This window comes from Polaribacter ponticola, from assembly GCF_026191475.2.
Classification (GTDB): Bacteria; Bacteroidota; Bacteroidia; order Flavobacteriales; family Flavobacteriaceae; genus Polaribacter; species Polaribacter ponticola.
Genome location: NZ_JAOSLC020000003.1, coordinates 618896 through 638091, shown reverse-complemented (window position 1 = coordinate 638091; position 19196 = coordinate 618896). Strand labels below are relative to the sequence as shown.

General features: G+C 29.3%; 14 protein-coding genes and 2 pseudogenes. 14 read left to right on the top strand and 2 right to left on the bottom strand.

Annotated elements, in window-relative coordinates; all coding sequences use genetic code 11:
- Positions 1–11: 11 nt before the first annotated feature.
- From pgmB to N5A56_RS07795, 6 genes and pseudogenes are all read left to right on the top strand, one after another.
- Positions 12–665 carry a beta-phosphoglucomutase gene (pgmB, locus tag N5A56_RS07820; RefSeq protein WP_265724955.1) on the top strand — a complete coding sequence of 218 codons (654 nt, stop codon included), beginning with the start codon at positions 12–14 and terminating at the stop codon, positions 663–665.
- 84 nt (positions 666–749) lie between these two features.
- On the top strand, positions 750–3056 hold the full coding sequence (locus tag N5A56_RS07815; RefSeq protein ID WP_265724954.1) for a glycoside hydrolase family 65 protein: 2307 nt from the start codon (positions 750–752) through the stop codon (positions 3054–3056).
- A gap of 98 nt (positions 3057–3154) precedes the next feature.
- Positions 3155–5007, top strand: a pseudogene (locus tag N5A56_RS07810) (glycoside hydrolase family 13 protein).
- Between the two features lie 2 nt (positions 5008–5009).
- A complete protein-coding gene (locus tag N5A56_RS07805; protein ID WP_274270312.1) occupies positions 5010–8429 on the top strand; it encodes a TIM-barrel domain-containing protein in 3420 nt (1139 codons plus the stop codon).
- Positions 8430–8539: 110 nt separating this feature from the next.
- Entirely contained in the window at positions 8540–10414 is a 1875-nt protein-coding gene (locus N5A56_RS07800; protein ID WP_265724952.1) for an alpha-amylase family protein, read from the top strand.
- Positions 10415–10426: 12 nt separating this feature from the next.
- On the top strand, positions 10427–12079 hold the full coding sequence (locus tag N5A56_RS07795; protein ID WP_265724951.1) for an alpha-amylase family glycosyl hydrolase: 1653 nt from the start codon (positions 10427–10429) through the stop codon (positions 12077–12079).
- Between the two features lie 77 nt (positions 12080–12156).
- Here the strand turns inward: N5A56_RS07795 and meaB are convergent, their stop codons facing one another.
- Positions 12157–13224, bottom strand: coding sequence for a methylmalonyl Co-A mutase-associated GTPase MeaB (gene meaB, locus N5A56_RS07790; protein WP_265724950.1), 1068 nt, complete (start codon positions 13222–13224; stop codon positions 12157–12159).
- 92 nt (positions 13225–13316) lie between these two features.
- Between meaB and N5A56_RS07785 the strand changes: the two genes are divergently transcribed.
- The 8 genes and pseudogenes from N5A56_RS07785 to N5A56_RS07750 all read left to right on the top strand — a co-directional run bounded on the left by N5A56_RS07785 (position 13317) and on the right by N5A56_RS07750 (position 18841).
- The gene (locus tag N5A56_RS07785; RefSeq protein WP_337994777.1) at positions 13317–13832 is read left to right on the top strand and encodes an RNA polymerase sigma factor; all 516 of its coding nucleotides are present in this window, start codon (positions 13317–13319) and stop codon (positions 13830–13832) included.
- Between the two features lie 24 nt (positions 13833–13856).
- Positions 13857–13991, top strand: coding sequence for a hypothetical protein (locus tag N5A56_RS07780; protein WP_274270311.1), 135 nt, complete (start codon positions 13857–13859; stop codon positions 13989–13991).
- Positions 13992–14016: 25 nt separating this feature from the next.
- A complete protein-coding gene (locus N5A56_RS07775; RefSeq protein ID WP_265724948.1) occupies positions 14017–14418 on the top strand; it encodes a hypothetical protein in 402 nt (133 codons plus the stop codon).
- Positions 14399–15799, top strand: a complete 1401-nt coding sequence (locus tag N5A56_RS07770) for a hypothetical protein (protein ID WP_265724947.1) — start codon at positions 14399–14401, stop codon at positions 15797–15799. Before N5A56_RS07775 ends, N5A56_RS07770 begins: the two co-directional genes overlap by 20 nt.
- 101 nt (positions 15800–15900) lie before the next feature.
- Positions 15901–17379: a cysteine--tRNA ligase gene (gene cysS / locus N5A56_RS07765; RefSeq protein WP_265724946.1), complete on the top strand. Its 1479-nt coding sequence runs from the start codon at positions 15901–15903 to the stop codon at positions 17377–17379.
- 1 nt (position 17380) lies between these two features.
- Entirely contained in the window at positions 17381–17668 is a 288-nt protein-coding gene (gene yidD, locus N5A56_RS07760) for a membrane protein insertion efficiency factor YidD (protein WP_265724945.1), read from the top strand.
- A 25-nt stretch (positions 17669–17693) separates the two neighbouring features.
- Positions 17694–18520: pseudogene (gene lgt, locus N5A56_RS07755) on the top strand (prolipoprotein diacylglyceryl transferase).
- A 9-nt stretch (positions 18521–18529) separates the two neighbouring features.
- Positions 18530–18841: a DUF6787 family protein gene (locus tag N5A56_RS07750; protein WP_265724943.1), complete on the top strand. Its 312-nt coding sequence runs from the start codon at positions 18530–18532 to the stop codon at positions 18839–18841.
- On the opposite strand, the gene N5A56_RS07745 is transcribed toward N5A56_RS07750, so the two are convergent.
- A complete protein-coding gene (locus tag N5A56_RS07745) occupies positions 18838–19110 on the bottom strand; it encodes a hypothetical protein (protein WP_265724942.1) in 273 nt (90 codons plus the stop codon). The genes N5A56_RS07750 and N5A56_RS07745 overlap by 4 nt on opposite strands.
- Positions 19111–19196 lie beyond the last annotated feature (86 nt).

The following is a 19196-nucleotide window of genomic DNA, read 5'->3' as shown; positions in this document are numbered from 1 at the left end:
CTAAAATTTAAATGAAAAGAGGATTTATATTCGATTTGGATGGTGTAATCGTAGACACTGCCAAGTATCATTATTTAGCGTGGAAAAATTTAGCAAACCAATTAGGTTTCGAATTTACAAAAGAACAGAATGAACTTTTTAAAGGTGTTAGTAGAAAACGCTGTTTAGAAATTTTGTTAGAAATAGGAAACAGAGAAGCAACACAAGAAGAGTTTGATACTTGGATGGTTGAAAAAAATGTTGACTATTTAAAGTATATAGAAAATATGGATGCATCAGAAATTTTACCTGATGTGCCAAGAGTTTTAGAGTTTTTAAAAGAAAATAACATTCCAATTGCTTTAGGATCTGCAAGTAAAAATGCGCAACCTATTCTAGAAAAAGTTGGTTTGTTACATTATTTTGATGCCATTGTAGATGGTAATAATGTTACCAAAGCAAAACCAGATCCAGAAGTTTTTCTGCTTGCAGCAGCACAATTAAATGTTAAAGCAGAAGAATGTGTAGTGTTTGAAGATGCTGTTGCTGGTGTACAAGCTGCAAATGCCGCAGAAATGATGAGTATTGGTATTGGTGATAAAAATGTGCTTGCAGAAGCACAAATTATTTTTACTGATTTTACAGAAATCAGCACTAATTTTATTAAAGATTTAATAGAAAAGTAAGAAACGAGAAGATAGAAATAAGAAAAGAGAAGGCACTAGTTTTTTTATTCTTTAATCTCTATTCTTTTCTCTTAAAAGAAAAAAATGAATCAAGATTACATAAAACCTAATGAATGGTCTATCATAGAAGAAGGCTTTAATTCAGAAAAAGTAAAATCTTCAGAAAGCTTATTTAGCATTGGTAATGGCGCCATGGGACAAAGAGCTAATTTCGAAGAAACTTATACAGGCCCAACTTTTCAAGGAAGTTATATTGCAGGAGTTTATTATCCTGATAAAACTCGTGTTGGTTGGTGGAAAAACGGTTACCCAGAGTATTTTGCAAAAGTATTAAATGCACCAAATTGGATTGGGATAAACGTTCTAATTAATGGTGATAAACTAGATTTACATAGCTGTAAAGAAGTTTCAAAATTTAAAAGAGAACTGAACATGCAAGAAGGTTGGTTGTCTAGAAGTTTTGAAGCAGTTTTACTAAATAATGTAAAAATTAAAGTAGATACAAAACGTTTTTTAAGTTTAGAATTAGATGAGGTTGGTGCAATAAGCTATAATGTAACTCCATTAAATTCAGCTGTAAAAATCACCTATATTCCTTATATAGATGCAGGTATTACGAACGAAGACACCAATTGGGATGACCAGTTTTGGGATGTTTTAAATGTTTCTCAAAACAATCAACAATCGTTTATAGAGGCAAGAACCATGAAAACACATTTTTATACGTGTACGTTTATGGAATCTCGTTTGTTTATAGATAATGATGAGGTGATTACAGGTTGTAATAACGAGCAAACTACCAATTTTATTTCTTGCAATTACCAACAAGAAATAAAACAAAATCAAACATTTACCATTCATAAATTTGGAGGTTATGTAGTTGATAGAAACCATAAAAAAGAAGCATTAGTTGCTGCAGCAAAAGAAACTTTAGACAAAGCAGTTAGTTTTGGTTTTGATGCTTTATTAGAAATGCAAAAGCAATCTTGGGCAAAAATCTGGAAAATGTCTGACATTTCTATTGAAGGTGATGTAAAAGCACAACAAGGAATTCGATTTAATATTTTTCAACTAAATCAAACCTATTTAGGTACAGATGCGTCTTTAAATATTGGTCCAAAAGGTTTTACAGGAGAAAAATACGGAGGAAGTACGTATTGGGATACAGAAGCATATTGTATTCCTTTTTATATGGCAACCAAAGATCAATCTGTTGCAAGAACTTTGCTAGAATACAGATATGAGCATTTAGAAAAAGCGATTGAAAATGCTGCAAAACTTGGTTTTACAAACGGAGCTGCGTTATATCCAATGGTTACTATGAATGGTGAAGAATGCCATAACGAATGGGAAATTACCTTCGAAGAAATTCATAGAAATGGAGCAATCGCTTTTGCTATCTTTAACTATTACAGGTTTACGGAAGATTACTCTTACATTCCAGAAAAAGGATTGGAAGTTTTAATTGGTATTGCACGTTTTTGGCAACAAAGAGCTACTTTTTCTTCGGATAAAGAAAAGTTTATGATTTTGGGGGTAACCGGTCCAAATGAATATGAGAATAACATCAACAATAATTGGTACACAAATTACATTGCGAAATGGTGTATAAATTATGCTTTAGAAAATATTGATATTGTAAAAAATGATCATATTTCAGATTATATCAGAATTAAAGAAAAAGTAAATTTCTCTGATGAAGAATTAAAAGCGATGAAAAATGTTGCTGATAATATGTATTTTCCATATTCAGAGAAGCATAATATTTTCTTACAACAAGATGGTTTTTTAGACAAAGAATTAATTACAGTTGCTAATTTAGATAAAAGTCAAAGACCAATTAACCAGAAATGGAGTTGGGACAGAATTTTACGTTCTCCATATATAAAACAAGCAGACACTTTACAAGGTTTTTACATGTTTGAAAATGATTTTTCTACAGAAGAATTAGAGCGTCATTTCGATTTTTATGAACCATTTACGGTACACGAAAGTTCACTTTCCCCTTGCGTACATAGTATACAGGCTGCAAAATTAGGTAGAATGGAGCAAGCTTACGAGTTTTATTTAAGAACTTCTCGTTTAGATTTAGACGATTACAATCATGAAGTAGAAGAAGGCTTACATACCACTTCTATGGCAGGAACTTGGATGAGTATTGTAGAAGGTTTTGGAGGAATGAGAGTACTAAATAATACACTTTCTTTTTCACCAAAAATACCAAAAGAATGGAGTTCTTACTCGTTTAAAGTTAATTTTAGACAGCAAGTTATTACTGTAAACGTTAATCAAAATGGTGCAAATTTTGAGTTAGAAGGTAATAAAGAAATCAATATTTTAGTAAATGGAGAATCGGTAAAAGTTTTACCAAATAATTTACTAACTGTTTAAAAAACGGAAATAATGGAATCTATCAGAAACATTTTTTTAGGTGTAATTATCATCGCTTTTTTTCATGTAACAATACAGAAAGTAATAAAAATGTTTCTGTGGTTTCTATTTCTAATACAAGTTTAGAAAGAGTAGAACCAATAAATTGGTGGGTAAATTTTAAAGATAATTCGCTACAATTATTAGTGAAAGAAGAAAATATCGGCAACTCTAATCCATCCATTTCTTATACTGGTGTTACCATAGAAAAAGTAAACAAAGCAAGAAGTAAAAACTATTTATTTATCGATTTAAAGATTGATAAAACTACAAAGCCAGGAAAATTTGACATCATCTTTAATTTTGATGATGGAACAAAAAAACACATACGTATGAACTAAAATCTAGAGAAAAATCTGCAGATGATTATGTAGGTTTTAATAGTTCTGATGCCATTTATTTAATTACTCCAGACCGTTTTTCAAATGCTGATGAAAGCAATGACATCAACAAAAAATTAAAAGAAACAACCATTAATAGAAATCATGGTTACAAACGTCATGGAGGCGATTTACAAGGAATTATGAATCATTTAGATTATATTTCTGATTTAGGTTTTACTACAGTTTGGCCAACTCCAGTGTTAACAAATGACATGTATAATGGTTCTTATCATGGTTATGCAATAACAGATTATTACGAAGTAGATCCACGTTTTGGAACTTTGGCTGATTATAAAAATTTAGCAAAAAAACTACACCAAAAAGGAATGAAATTAATCATGGACCAAGTGGCCAATCATTGTGGTTTAGAACATTGGTGGATGAAAGATTTACCTTTTGATGATTGGGTAAACAATCAAAAAAATTACGAAGAAAATATTAATAATTGGGACTATAAAACCAATATCAATTCTAATCATAGAAGAACTACAAACCAAGATTTGTATGCTTCAAAAGTTGATAGAAAAGGAAATAATGAAGGTTGGTTTGTAGCAACAATGCCAGATTTAAATCAACGAAATCCGTTTATGGCAAAATACATCATTCAGAATAGTATTTGGTGGATAGAAACTTTAGGTTTAGGCGGAATACGACAAGATACATATCCGTATCCTGATAAAGATTTTATGGCAAATTGGGCAGGTTCTATAATGAAAGAATATCCTAATTTTTCTATTGTTGGAGAAGAATGGAGTTACAATCCGTTATTAGTTGGTTATTGGCAAAAAGGCGCTAAAAATAAAGATGGATATAAGTCTAACTTAAAATCGACAATGGATTTTCCGATGCAAAAAGCCATTATAGAAGGTATTAATGAAGAAGAAACTTGGGGTACAGGTTTGGTTAAAATATACGAAGGTTTAGCAAATGATTTTCATTATGCAACTCCAAAAGACATTATGGTTTTTTTAGACAATCACGATGAAAACAGAATGTTTACAGCGCTTAATGAAGACGTTGTAAAAGCAAAAATGGCTTTAAGTTATCTATTGATGCTACCAAGGATTCCTCAAATTTATTACGGAACAGAAATTTTAATGGATGATACTGCTAATCCTGGAGATCATGGTTTAATTAGAACCGATTTTCCTGGTGGTTTTAAAGGTGGTAAAATAAATGCTTTTACTCAAGAAGGTTTATCTGACAATCAAAAATCAATGCAAAACTTTGTAAGTAAAGTTTTAAATTATCGTAAAAATAGTGATGCAATTCAAGAAGGGAAAACAAAACATTTTGCGCCATTTATGAATACTTATTTTTTATTTAGAAGTATAGAAAATGAAACTGTAGTACACATCATCAATAAGAATGACAAACCAATTACTATCGATTTAAAACGCTATAAAGAAGTTGGTTTAAATGGAAAGAAACTTAAAAATATTATTACTGGTGAAGATTTTATTTGGGAAGATAAAATCAATTTAAAAGAAAAAGGTAGTATTATTTTAACTACAAAAAGTATTTTTTGAAAATGAAAAACATTTTACACATTTTAATATTATTTATTGGATTCAATTTTTACGGTCAAGTAACAATTGTTGTAGAAGAGTATCCTAAAGAATCCTCTAAAGAATCACCAATTTTTATTTCTGGAGATTTTGAAGGCTGGTCTGGAGGAAAAAAAGAATATCAATTACAAAAAACAGGAAATAAGTATAGTATTGCACTGCCAAAAACAGGAAATAATATCAATTTTAAGTTTACTCAAGGTTCTTGGTCTTCTGTAGAAAGTGATAAAAAAGGATTGAGTTTAGGTAATAGAACGTATGTTTTTAATAAAGAAAATGACACTTTAAAAGTTGCAATTGCAAATTGGTCTCATTTGTTTAAAAAAGTAAAAACTACATCTACAGCTTCTAAAAATGTAAGCATTTTAAAAACAGATTTTTACATTCCTCAATTAAATGCGAAACGTAGAGTTTGGTTGTATCTGCCAACAGACTATGCAGCATCAAAAGAAAAATATGCAGTTGTTTATATGCACGATGGTCAAAATTTATTTGATAAAAGTACCTCTGGTTATGGAGAGTGGAATGTAGATGAGACATTAGATAAATTATATAGAGAAAAAGGCTTAAAACTGATTGTAGTTGGTGTAGATCATGGAGGTTCTGAACGTTTAAATGAGTATTCGCCTTTTAAAAACGAAAAATATGGTGGAGGTAAAGGAGATGCTTATTTAGATTTTGTTGTCAATACTTTAAAACCACATATAGATGCTAATTATAGAACTTTATCAGATAAAAAAAATACAGGAATTATGGGTAGCTCAATGGGCGGATTAATTTCTCATTATGCAGCTTTAAAATACCCAAAAGTTTTTGGTAAAGTAGGTGTGTATTCTCCTTCTTTTTGGTTTTCGCCTAAAATAAATAAATATTCTATTGAAAACGGGAATTTAAAAGATACTAAAATGTATTTTTTAGCAGGAGGAAAAGAAGGAACTAATGTTGCTTATAATGAAATTAGTAAAACTGTTACAGATATGAATTCAGTAATTTCTGAATTAAAAAACAGTGGTTTTACAAAAGATAATATTAAATCTAAAGTAGTTGCAGAAGGCAAACACAATGAGAAACTTTGGAGTACAAATTTTGAAGAAACTATTTTATGGTTATTTAAAGACGCTTTAAAAGAAAGATCTTTTATGAATGCAAAGTTTGTAGAAAATCAACTAGAAATTAACGTTTCTGATGGAGTTTGCAAAATGCATTTTTATCAACCAGAAATTATAGAAACTTCATTTATACCAAAAGGAGAAGTTTTTAAAAAAGATTCACATGCAGTTGTTTTAAATACAGTTTTTAATGAGGTAAAATATATAGAGAATTCTAATAATTTAGTTTTTTCATCAGCAGGAATTACAGTAAAAATAAATAAGCAACCTTTTAAAATCTCTTATTTTTATAAGGATGAAGAAATTACTTCAGAAAAAAGAGGCTATTACAAATCGATGCATGAGCCATTAGATTTGGTGAAAAGTAATATTATAGCAGATAATACAGAGAAAATTCAATTTAACTTATCATCTGAAGAAGTACTTTTTGGAGCTGGATCTAGAGCTTTAGGAATGAATAGAAGAGGTTATAGGTTGCCACTTTATAACAGAGCACATTATGGTTATGAATCGCATTCTGAATTGATGAATTTTACGCTGCCAATTGTAATTTCATCAAAAAAATACATGCTTCATTTTGATAATGCTCCTATTGGATATTTAGATTTAGACAGTAATAAAGAGAACTCTTTAACTTATGAAACTATTTCTGGGCGTAAAACATATCAAGTAATTGTGGGTAATTCTTGGCAAAATTTAATTGAAAATTATACCAATTTAACAGGAAAACAACCTTTGCCTGCAAGATGGACTTTAGGTAATTTTTCTAGTAGATTTGGGTATCATTCTCAACAAGAAACAGAGGCAACAATTACCAAGTTTAAACAGGAAGAAATACCCGTGGATGCTGTAATTTTAGATTTATACTGGTTTGGTAAAACGCTAAAAGGAACCATGGGGAATTTAGAGGTTTACAAAGATTCTTTTCCGGATATGAAAGGAATGATTTCTGGTTTAAAAAACAAAGGAGTAAAAACCGTTTTAATTACAGAACCTTTTATTTTATCGAATTCTAAAAAGTGGAATGAAGCAGTAGAAAAAGATATTTTAGCCAAAGATTCTATTGGGAATTCAGCAAAATATGATTTCTATTTTGGAAACACCGGTATTGTAGATATCTACAAAAAAGAAGGAAAACAATGGTTTTGGAATATTTATAAAGACATTTTAAATCTTGGTGCAAAAGGACTTTGGGGAGATTTAGGAGAACCAGAAGTACATCCAAATTGGGTGCAACATGCAACAGGTTCTGCAGATGAAATTCATAATATTTATGGACACGATTGGGCACGTTTAATTTATGAAGGTTACAAAGAAGAATACCCTAATGAAAGACCTTTTATTTTAATGCGTGCAGGAGCAGCAGGATCACAACGTTTTGGAATGATTCCTTGGTCTGGAGATGTAAACAGAACTTGGGGAGGTTTGCAAAGTCAACCAGAAATTGCCTTACAAATGGGAATGCAAGGTTTGGGTTATATGCATTCTGATTTAGGTGGTTTTGCAGGTAATAATTTAGATGATAACTTATATACACGTTGGTTGCAATATGGCGTTTTTCAACCTGTATTTAGGCCACATGCACAAGAAGAAGTGCCAAGTGAACCTGTTTTTAGAAGTGAAAAATCGAAGCGATTGGCTAAAAAAGCGATTGAGTTACGTTATAAATTGTTGCCTTATAACTACAATTTAGCTTTTGAAAATAATCAGAAAGGAACTCCATTAATGCGCCCTATTTTCTATGAAGAAGACGATGTAAAATTGATGACAAATTCAGCTTCGTATTTGTGGGGAAAAGATTTTTTAATCACACCAATTTTAAAAGATTCTGTAAAAACAAAAGAAATCTATTTTCCTAAAACTGCAAGTTGGGTAAATTTTTATACGGATGAAAAAATTGAAGGAGGAATAACTAAAACTGTAAAAGTTGAAGAAAATTCAATTCCTACGTATGTAAGAAATGGAACCTTTATTTTAATGACTGAAATTGTACAAACTACAGACAATTATAAAGCAGATAAACTCGAATTGCATTATTATTTTAATGCATCAAAAAAAGAAAGCAAAAGAACGTTTTATAATGATGACGGTTTAACTGCAAATGCTTTTGAAAAAGGAAAATACGAGCTTTTAGAATTCGAAGCTAAAATATCTAAAGAATATTTAGAGATTGATTTTGAAGCAGAATTAGGAGCGAATTGGAAATCATCAAAAAAAGAAATTAGTTTAATAATTCACAATTTAAATTCAGTTCCTAAAAAGATAAAAAGTTGATGGTAAAAGAAAAAGAATATCATCAAAAATTAATAGCCTAGAAATTCCTTTAAAATGGAATACAAAAAAAGAATTAAAAGTAACAATACCTTTAAAATAGTATGTCAATCATGAAAAAACTAAATAATGTTTTAGCGGTTTTAATTGTATCAATCGTAGTAGGTTGTTCAACAGAAAAAGTACCAGAAGTTAAGGTGATGAGTAAAAATGGCAAGAAAAAAACGGTGGTTTATCAGGTTTTTACGCGTTTGTTTGGAAATACAAATACAACCAACAAACCTTGGGGAACTATTGAAGAAAATGGTGTTGGTAAGTTTAACGATTTTACAGATAAAGCTTTAACAGAAATTAAAGATTTAGGTGTTACACATATTTGGTATACAGGTGTTCCGCATCATGATGTAATTCGAGATTATACAGCATTCGGCATTTCTAATGACGATCCTGATGTTGTAAAAGGTAGAGCAGGTTCTCCTTATGCTGTTAAAGATTATTATAATGTAAATCCGGATTTAGCGGTTAATGTAGCAAATAGATTACAAGAATTTGAAGCTTTAATAGAGCGTTCTCATAAAAACGGGTTAAAAGTTATTATTGATATTGTACCCAATCATGTTGCCAGAAATTACCAGAGTTTATCAAACCCAAAAGGCACAAAAGATTTTGGTGTAGATGATAATAAAGATGTTGTTTATGATGTAAATAATAACTTCTATTACACACCAAATGAAGCGTTTCAAGTTCCAGATTTTTTAAATAATTATCAACCTTTAGGTGGAGAAAACTATCCGTTATCAGACCATAAATTCGAGGAAAATCCTGCAAAATGGACAGGAAATGGTTCTCGTTCAGTAAAACCAAGTTTTTACGATTGGTATGAAACTGTAAAAGTAAATTATGGTGTTTCTCCGGAAGGAAAAAAAGATTTTGATGAATTACCAGCAGGTTTTGAAAACGAAGATTATAAAAAACACTTCGAGTTTTGGCAAGATAAAACCGTACCAAATTCTTGGATTAAGTTTAGAGATATTGCTTTGTATTGGACCGCAAAAGGCGTAGATGGTTTTAGGTATGACATGGCAGAAATGGTACCAGTAGAATTTTGGAGTTTTATGAATTCTGCTATTAAGATGAAAAATCCTAACGCATTTTTATTGGCCGAAGTATATAATCCTAAGATGTATAGAGATTATATTAAAAATGGAAAAATGGATTATTTGTATGACAAAGTAGCTTTGTATGATACTATAAAACATGTAATGCAAGGTCATGGATTAACAGATAATATTCCGCCAATTCAAGAAGATTTAAAAGATATAGAACATAATATGTTGCATTTTTTAGAAAACCATGATGAGCAAAGAATTGCAAGCCCAGAATTTGCTGGTAATGCATTAAAAGGGAAGCCAGCAATGGTTGTTTCAACTACAATTTCTACTGCACCTACAATGGTTTATTTCGGACAAGAATTTGGTGAAGATGGTTCTGAAAATGCTGGTTTTGGAGCTCCAAGTAGAACTTCAATTTTTGATTATGTAGGTGTTCCTTCACTTCAAAGATGGGTAAATGAAAAGAATTTTGATGGTGGAAAATCTACCAAAGAAGAAACAGCTTTAAGAGATTTTTACAAACGCTTATTAAATTTCACTATTAAAAGTGATGCTTTAATGGGAGAATATGAAGATATTCATAAATTTAACAGAGAAAATACTGCAAATTATACCACTAAATTATTGTCTTTTGTACGTTATTCTGAAAACGAAAAACTAATAATTGTATCTAATTTTGATGCTGAAAAAACAAGTGAATTCCAATTAAAAATTCCATCAGAAATTATAAAAAATTGGAATTTAAAGGATGGAACTTATCAACTTAAAGATAAATTATACAATTCTAAAACGTTCAATTTAGAAGTTGTTAATTTTCATGGAACAATAAGTCTTATAGTAAACCCATTAGAATCTTACATTCTACAACTTCAATAAAAATATTTCATTATGAAAAATATACTTGTAGTATTCCTTTTAGCAGCTGTTTTTAGTTGTAAAGAAAAAGTTTCAGAAAAAACAAACGAAAACAAAATAGCTCAAAAAGAATTTGTTTGGGAAGGAGCAAATATTTATTTTCTTTTAACAGATCGTTTTAATAACGGAGATACTTCAAATGATGTAAATTTTGAAAGAACCAAAGAAACCGGGAAGTTACGTGGTTTTGAAGGTGGAGATATCAAAGGAATTACACAAAAAATAAAGGAAGGTTACTTTACAAAACTAGGAATTAATGCAATTTGGATGACACCAATTGTAGAGCAAATTCATGGAGGAACTGATGAAGGAACTGGTTTGTCTTATGGTTTTCATGGTTATTGGACAAAAGATTGGACAAAAATAGACCCTAATTTTGGCACAAAAGAAGATTTAAAAGAATTGGTTGCTTTGGCGCATAAAAACGGAATTCGTGTTTTGTTAGATGCTGTAATTAATCACACAGGTCCTGTTACAGAAAAGGATTCAGTTTGGCCAAGTGATTGGGTTAGAACTGATCCGCAATGTAAATATAATAACTATGAGAATACAATTTCTTGTACGTTGGTTAAGAATTTACCAGATATTAAAACAGAAAGTAATGAAGCTGTAGATTTGCCTCCACAATTGGTTGCAAAATGGAAATCTGAAGGACGTTACGAACAAGAAGTAAAAGAATTAGACGCGTTTTTTGCAAGAACAGGACATCCAAGAGCACCACGTTTTTATATTATGAAATGGCTTACAGATTATATAACTGAATTCGGAATTGACGGTTATAGAGTTGATACAGTTAAGCATACAGAAGAGTTTGTTTGGCAAGAATTTAAGCAAGAATGTGATGTTGCTTTTGCTGAATACAAGAAAAAGAATGCAGATAAAGTATTAGATAATAACGATTTTTATTTAGTAGGTGAAGTGTATAATTATGCTATTTCTCATGGTAAAGCATTTAATTTTGGGGATAAAAAAGTAAATTATTTTGATAAAGCATTTAATAGTTTAATCAACTTTGAATTAAAATGGAATTTAAAACAAATGGCAGAAAAGGATGTGTTTTATAAATACGATTCTATTTTAAACAATGGGTTAAAAGGTTATGGAATTTTAAATTATATGACTTCTCATGATGATGGACAACCTTTTGATAAAGAAAGAGAAATGCCATTAAAAACAGCTACTATGTTGTTTTTAACTCCAGGAACAGCACAAGTTTATTATGGAGATGAATCTGCAAGAGATTTAACAATTGAAGGAACAGTTGGTGATGCAACTTTACGTTCTAATATGAATTGGGTAGATGTTCAGGAAGATTATTATACAAGAAGAGTTCTACTTCATTGGAGAAAATTAGGGCAATTTAGAGCAAATCATATGGCTGTTGGAGCAGGAATACATGCTTTAATTTCTGAAGAAACCGGATTGGTTTTTTCTAGAGTTAGAAAAAATGATAAAGTAATTATTGGTATTAACTTACCAAAAGGAAATAAAGAAATTAATGTTTCTACCATTTTTAAAAATGGTGAAAAATTATTAGACTCTTACTCAAACCAAACTATTGAAGTTAAAAATGGTATTGTAAGCTTAAATTCTGAATTTGATATTGTTTTACTTGAGTCGAACTAGTGCTATTAACAGTTATATTCTAGATTTTAGTTTTAACGATTTGTAATTTAGTAATGCGTATTATTTTTTAAGCCATTTTATAACTTCAATAATCTTTTAGCTGCATTAAAAGGAGTTGTGCTTCCTTTTTCTAAATTATTAATTTCTGTAGCTAAGGCATTTTTAATTTTAGGATTTTGATAAAAGTTGTCTTTTAATTGCTGTTCTATAGTTGATAAAAGCCAATATTTATTTTGTTCGTTTCTTTTGTTGTTGAAGTATTTGTTTTCTTTGGTTAAAGAAATGTAATCAGAAATCATTGTATCAATTTTCTCAATTCCTAAATTATGCAAAGCACTTGCGGTTAAAACTTTTGGTAGCCATTTACTTTCTTTGATAGGGTATAAATGTAATGCTCTGTTAAATTCAACTTTGGCAATTTTTGCATTTTTCTCGTTTTCACCATCAGCTTTGTTAATTACTATTGCATCTGCCATTTCTATAATTCCGCGTTTAATACCTTGTAATTCATCACCAGCACCAGCAAGTTTTAATAACAAAAAGAAATCTACCATAGAATGTACAACAGTTTCAGATTGACCAACACCAACAGTTTCAATAATTATAGTATCAAATCCAGCAGCTTCACAAAGAATAATAGATTCACGTGTTTTTTGAGCAACACCACCTAAAGATGTGCCCGAAGGAGAAGGTCTAATAAAAGCATTTTTATCAGTTACTAATTCTTCCATTCTGGTTTTATCACCTAAAATAGAACCTTTGTTTATAGAGCTACTTGGGTCAACTGCTAAAACTGCAACTTTTTTACCTTTAGAAGTTAGGTGTTTTCCAAAAGACTCTATAAATGTACTTTTACCTACACCAGGAACTCCTGTAATACCAATTCTTACAGAATTATTAGCGTAGGGTAAGCAGCAATCTAAAATTTCATTTGCTTTTTGCTGATGTTTTACATTTGTACTTTCAATTAATGTAATTGCTCTACTTAAAAAGGTAATATTACCGTCTAATATATTTGTAACAAAATCGTTAACAGAATTTTGTTTTGCTCGATTAAATTTTATTTTTTCTGCACTTACTTTATTGGTTGTTTCTGGTTTAGAAACTCCCTCTTTTTCATGTAATGCAGATGTTTTTTTATTCATTGTAAAAGTTAATATGTAAATTTAAAGATAATTAATTTATAAATTTTGCAACAGAGCTAAAAATGTATCGTCTATAGAGTAAGAAAGTTTCAATGAAATCAACCAAACAACTACATCAACCTATCATTGATCAATGCAAAAATAACAATGCAAAAGCACAAATGCAGTTGTATAATTTGTATTGTAAAACCATGTTTTTGGTAGCATTTAGGTATGTAAATGATAGCTTTATTGCAGAAGATGTTATGCAAGATGCTTTTATTAAAGCATTTAAAAATATTAAAAGTTATAAAAATGAGGTTGCTTTTGGAGCTTGGTTAAAAAAGATTGTTATTAACCAAAGCATAGATCAATTAAAGAAAAATAAACTAGAATTGGTTTCCATAAATGAAGAAGTAATTGCAAACACTGAAAGTGAAGATTGGAAAGTTGAAAATGATATTTCTATCGATTTAATTATAGAGGAAATAAATACATTAAAAGAGAAGTATAGATTGGTTTTAACAATGTATTTGCTAGAAGGATACGATCATCAAGAAATATCAGAAATTTTGAACATTACCACAAATACTTCTAGAACGCATTTATTAAGAGGAAAAAAATATTGAAAGAACAGTTAAAAAATACGAGTTATGCAGAAGGATATTAGAGAGAAATTAAAAGGTTATAAAGATAAAAATATTGAATTATCTGCAAATCATGTAACTAAATTTGAAGCATTATTACAGTCAGAATTAAATCAACAAAAAACAAAAAAAGAGTTATAAATGGTTATCAATTGCAGCGTCAATAATGCTATTGTTAAGTTTAGGAATTAAATTTTATCCATCAAAAGTTATAAAAGAACTTCCTTCAATAAAAACAAATAAAGAAATAACTTTAGGAAATATCTCTCCAGAATTTAATACAATTGAAAGCTATTATACAAATAGTATTAATCTAGAAATTAGTGAGTTAGATTTATCTGATGAACACAAGGATATTGTAGATGGATATTTATTAAAGATTGCAGAATTAACAAAAGAATACAAATCATTAACAAAAGAGCTCAATACAAATGGAGTTAATGATGCTACTATAGATGCATTGATACGTAACTTACAATTACGTTTACAACTGTTGCAACGGTTGAAAAAACAGTTAAAAGAACTTAAAAATTTAAAAACAAAACAAAATGAAACTCAAATTATATAAATCTATTTTCTATTTTTTTGCTATCTGTATGATAAGCACAACATATGCGCAAAAATTTGATAAAAAATATACGGAAAATTTTAAAGTAAATAAAAATGTAGAAGTTGCTATTAATGCTTCTAATACAGATATTAATGTAACAACTTGGAACAAAAACGAAGTAATAATAACCGCTTTTATAGAAGTACAGGGAGTTTCTAAAGAAGAAGCTGAAAAATATTTTAAAAACTGGAATTTTGAAGCTTTAGGAAATAAGAATAAAGTACAAATAACTTCTAAAGGAAACAGTTCTTCTTTATTTAAAAATGATTTTTTAGTATTTAATGATATGGATATTCAAATTCCTAAGTTTGATTCAATCATTTTTCCTAATATTAAAACAATTGTTTTACCAGAAATGAATTTTGATTTCGATTTTGACTTAAATGGTATTTTAGAAGGGATGGATAATTTAGACGAAATAGTTGGAAAAGATGGTAAGTATTCTTTTCAATGGAATGATGGTGATACGAATATAAATATTAACTCTAAAAAGGATTGGGAAGCTTTTAAGAAAACTAAAAAGTATAAAGAATTAAAAAAGAAGTTGACTATAGATAAAGCAAAAATGAAAAAAGAGTTTGCCGAATCTAAAGAGCAAATGAAAAAAGAATTGGCAAAAGCTAAATTAGAAATAAAGAAAATTGATAAAGAGAAAATAAAAGCTGAACTTTTAAAAGCAAAAGAAGAATTACAGAAGTTAAAGTTAAATTTTTCTTCAGATTCTAAAAATTTAATTATTGATGGTAAGAAAGTTAAAATTAAAAAGAGATTAGAAATCAAAGTTCCAAAAAATGCTACATTCGATTTAAACACGCGTCATTGTAAAGTTAAGTTACCAAGTACAGTAGCGTCTGGTAATGTTAATTATGGAGCTTTTAACGCAAATAGTTTAAATGGAGGTAAGTTAACTATTAATTATTCACCAGTTTTAATTAATAATCTAAGTACAAGTAATTTATTCTTAAATAATGTAATCGATGCTAAAATAGCATCGATTACAAATACTAAATTGTCTAATAATTCTTCTAGAGTAAATATTGAGAAAATAAATCAAAATGTAGAAATATCAGATAGATTTGGTGAGTTGATTATTCAAAACATAATTCCAAATTATAAAATGTTTCATCTAATATTAGACAATTCTGATGCTAAGCTAAATTTATCTACTGCCAATGAAAAACTAAAATTCATGTCATCTAGTATAATGCTACCTAAAAAAATATCAGATCATAAAAAATCTTCAGTTTTTAATGGACATATAAGAGCGCATAGTAATGATAATACGTTTAGAATTGAAGGAGAAAATAGTAAATTAACGATAATAAAAGAGAATTTATAGATTTAACACTACATATAAATTTACCAAACTTCTAACAAATTCCATTTCTCTATTCTACTTAAAGTGCCTATCTTTATCGATTGTAAATAGTCACTTATTTAATGGAACTCTACAAAGAAAATCAACTTAAAATATACAATTCTCTTAGCAAGAAAAAAGAGGATTTTAAACCTATAACAGACGGATATGTAGGTATGTACGTTTGTGGTCCAACGGTTTATAGTAATGCACATTTAGGAAACGTAAGAACTTTTATGTTTTTTGATGTGGTTTACAGGTATTTACTACACCTTGGCTACAAAGTACGTTATGTGCGTAATATTACCGATGCAGGTCATCTAGAAAACGATGCAGATGAAGGCGAAGATAAAATTGCTAGAAAAGCACGTTTAGAACAAATTGAACCAATGGAGGTTGTACAACGTTATACTGTAGATTTTCACGATGTTTTAAAAAATTACAACTTTTTACCACCAAGTATAGAGCCAACTGCAACAGGTCATATTGTTGAGCAGATAGAAATGATTAAAGAAATCATAGAAAAAGGTTTTGCTTATGAAGTAAATGGGTCTGTTTATTTTGATGTACATGAGTACAATAAAAATGAAAATTACGGAATTCTTTCTGGTAGAAAAGTAGAAGACTTATTAAATAATACTAGAACTTTAGACGGGCAAACTGACAAGAAAAATCCACAAGATTTTGCACTCTGGAAAAAAGCTGACGAAAAGCATATTATGCGTTGGCCTTCTCCATGGTCTGATGGTTTTCCTGGTTGGCATTTAGAATGTTCTGTGATGAGTACTAAATATTTAGGAGAAAGTTTTGATATACATGGTGGCGGAATGGATTTAAAATTCCCGCATCACGAATGTGAAATTGCACAATCTAAAACCTGTAGCGGTGTAACTCCAGTAAATTATTGGATGCACACAAATATGCTTTCTTTAAATGGTCAGAGAATGGCAAAATCTACTGGAAATTTTATTTTACCAAATGAAATTTTATCCGGAGAAAATAACATCTTACCAAAACCATTTTCTGCAAGTGTTGTACGTTTCTTTAATATGCAGGCAAATTATAGAAGTATTTTAGACTTTTCTGGTGATGCGCTAGAAGCTTCAGAAAAAGGACATGCAAAATTAATGGAAGCTGTAAACTTTTTAGAAAAAGTAGAAGCAGGTAAAATATCTACTTTTGATGTTAAAAATTGGAAAAAATCTTGTTATGCTGCGATGAACGACGATTTAAATACACCAATTTTAATATCTCACTTATTTGAAGCTGTTAAAGTTATCAATCAAATTAAAGAACAAAAAGCAAGTTTAATAGCAGCAGATTTATTGGACTTAAAAACTACAATAAACGGATTTGTTTTTGATGTTTTAGGGTTGATGAATGAAAATTCTCAAGATAATTCTGAAAAAATTAAAGGAGTTGTAGAGTTGTTGATTAAATTAAGAAAAGAAGCTAGAGAAAATAAAGACTGGGCTTTGTCAGATCAAATAAGAGATGAACTAATTGCATTAGGGATTCAGTTAAAAGATGGTAAGGATGGTACTAGTTTTTCAATAAATTAATTTGAAAAAAGTATTATCATATCCGTTTATATTGCTTGTACGTTTTTATCAAACAGCAATTTCTCCCTATACACCAGCTACTTGTAGGTATTCTCCAACTTGTTCTCATTACACAGTTGAAGCTTTACAAAAGCATGGTTTGTTTTCTGGAGGTTGGTTAGCAATTAAAAGAATATTTAGTTGTCATCCTTGGGGAGGAATGGGTTATGATCCTGTTCCAGAAAAAAAGAGTAATAATATTAAAATTGAAGAATTAAAAGTTTCAATAAAGAGTCTTTTAATAATTTAATCTTTTAAACTTTTAATAAAGAAATATGAGTTTTTTAGCAATAGAGTGGAACCCTTCATTAGGTATAGATTTAGGTTTTTTTGTAGTTCGCTGGTACAGTTTAATGTTTGTAACAGCTTTTTTATTGGGTTTGCATTTAATGAAAAAGATTTACATTAATGATGAAATTCCAGTAGAAAAATTAGATACATTATTTATGTACACATTTATATCAATGTTAGTTGGTATGCGTTTGGGTGATGTTTTCTTTTATAGTTGGGATTATTATCAGAATCACTTATTAGAAATAATCTTGCCATTTAAAGAAGTTGGTGGCTCATGGAAATTTACAGGTTTTACAGGTTTTGCTAGTCATGGCGCTGCAATTAGTATAACTTTAACAATGTATTTTTATGCTAAAAAGCATTTAAAAAAACGTGGTTATTTATTTTAGATAGATTAGGAATTATGGTTGCTTTGGCTGGTTTCTTTATTAGAACAGGTAATTTTTTTAATTCTGAAATTTATGGAAAAGAAACGGGTTCTAATTTTGGGGTTATTTTTAAAGCTGCAGGAGAAACAACTGCAAGACATCCAACTCAGTTATATGAAGCATTTAGTTATTTAGCATTGTTTTTTGTAATGTGGTATTTGTATTGGAAAACAGATAAAAAACTACAAGAAGGGTTCTTATTTGGTTTGTTTATGGTTGTTTTATGGTCTTTAAGGTTCTTTATAGAATTTTTAAAAGAAGCACAAGTTGATGGGAGAGAAGATTGGGTTTTAAACTCTTTAAATACAGGGCAAATTTTAAGTGTTCCTTTAGTTTTAATAGGATTATGGTTAATGATTGGAAGATTTAAAAAGGCTTAAGAATATAGCATGGAAAAATTAAAAAAACGTTGGAATATTGAAAGTAATTGGGCTGTAATTGCAATTTTTATAGTTTTTGCTATTAATGGATCTTTTGCTGCTTGGGTTGCAAAACCGATAACTAGTTTTTTAGGATTATCGCCAGAAACAGTTTCTAGTTGGATTTATTGGCCATTAAGAATATTGTTAATATTTCCAATTTATCAACTTACACTACCAATTGTAGGTTGGATATTTGGTCAATTTAAGTTTTTCTGGGCTTTTGAAAAAAAGTTTTTGAGTAGACTAGGTTTAGGTTTTTTGTTTAAAGAAAATAGTTAAACTTCAATAACTATATCATCATTCTTATTTTCTTCGTTATTAAAAACATGTGTGTAAAACCACATAATTGTAAAAGTTGGAATAAAATCTGAAAAAGGAATGATTTCTTCAACAAAACTAATAATACCAGCTACTTTACCTTTGTTTCCTGTGTACATTCTTGTCATTATATAACCAGATAAAGGCGCCCATAAAAGGTCTATAAAAGGAATAAAGCCGACTAAATCTAGTAAGATACTTAAAGTTAATTTTTTATATTTATTACTCATAAATTTATTTGTTTTATATAAATCAAAATTCTTGCCAAAAAAATGAAACTTGTTTAAGAAAATTATAAGTTTGTTAAAAGTAACTA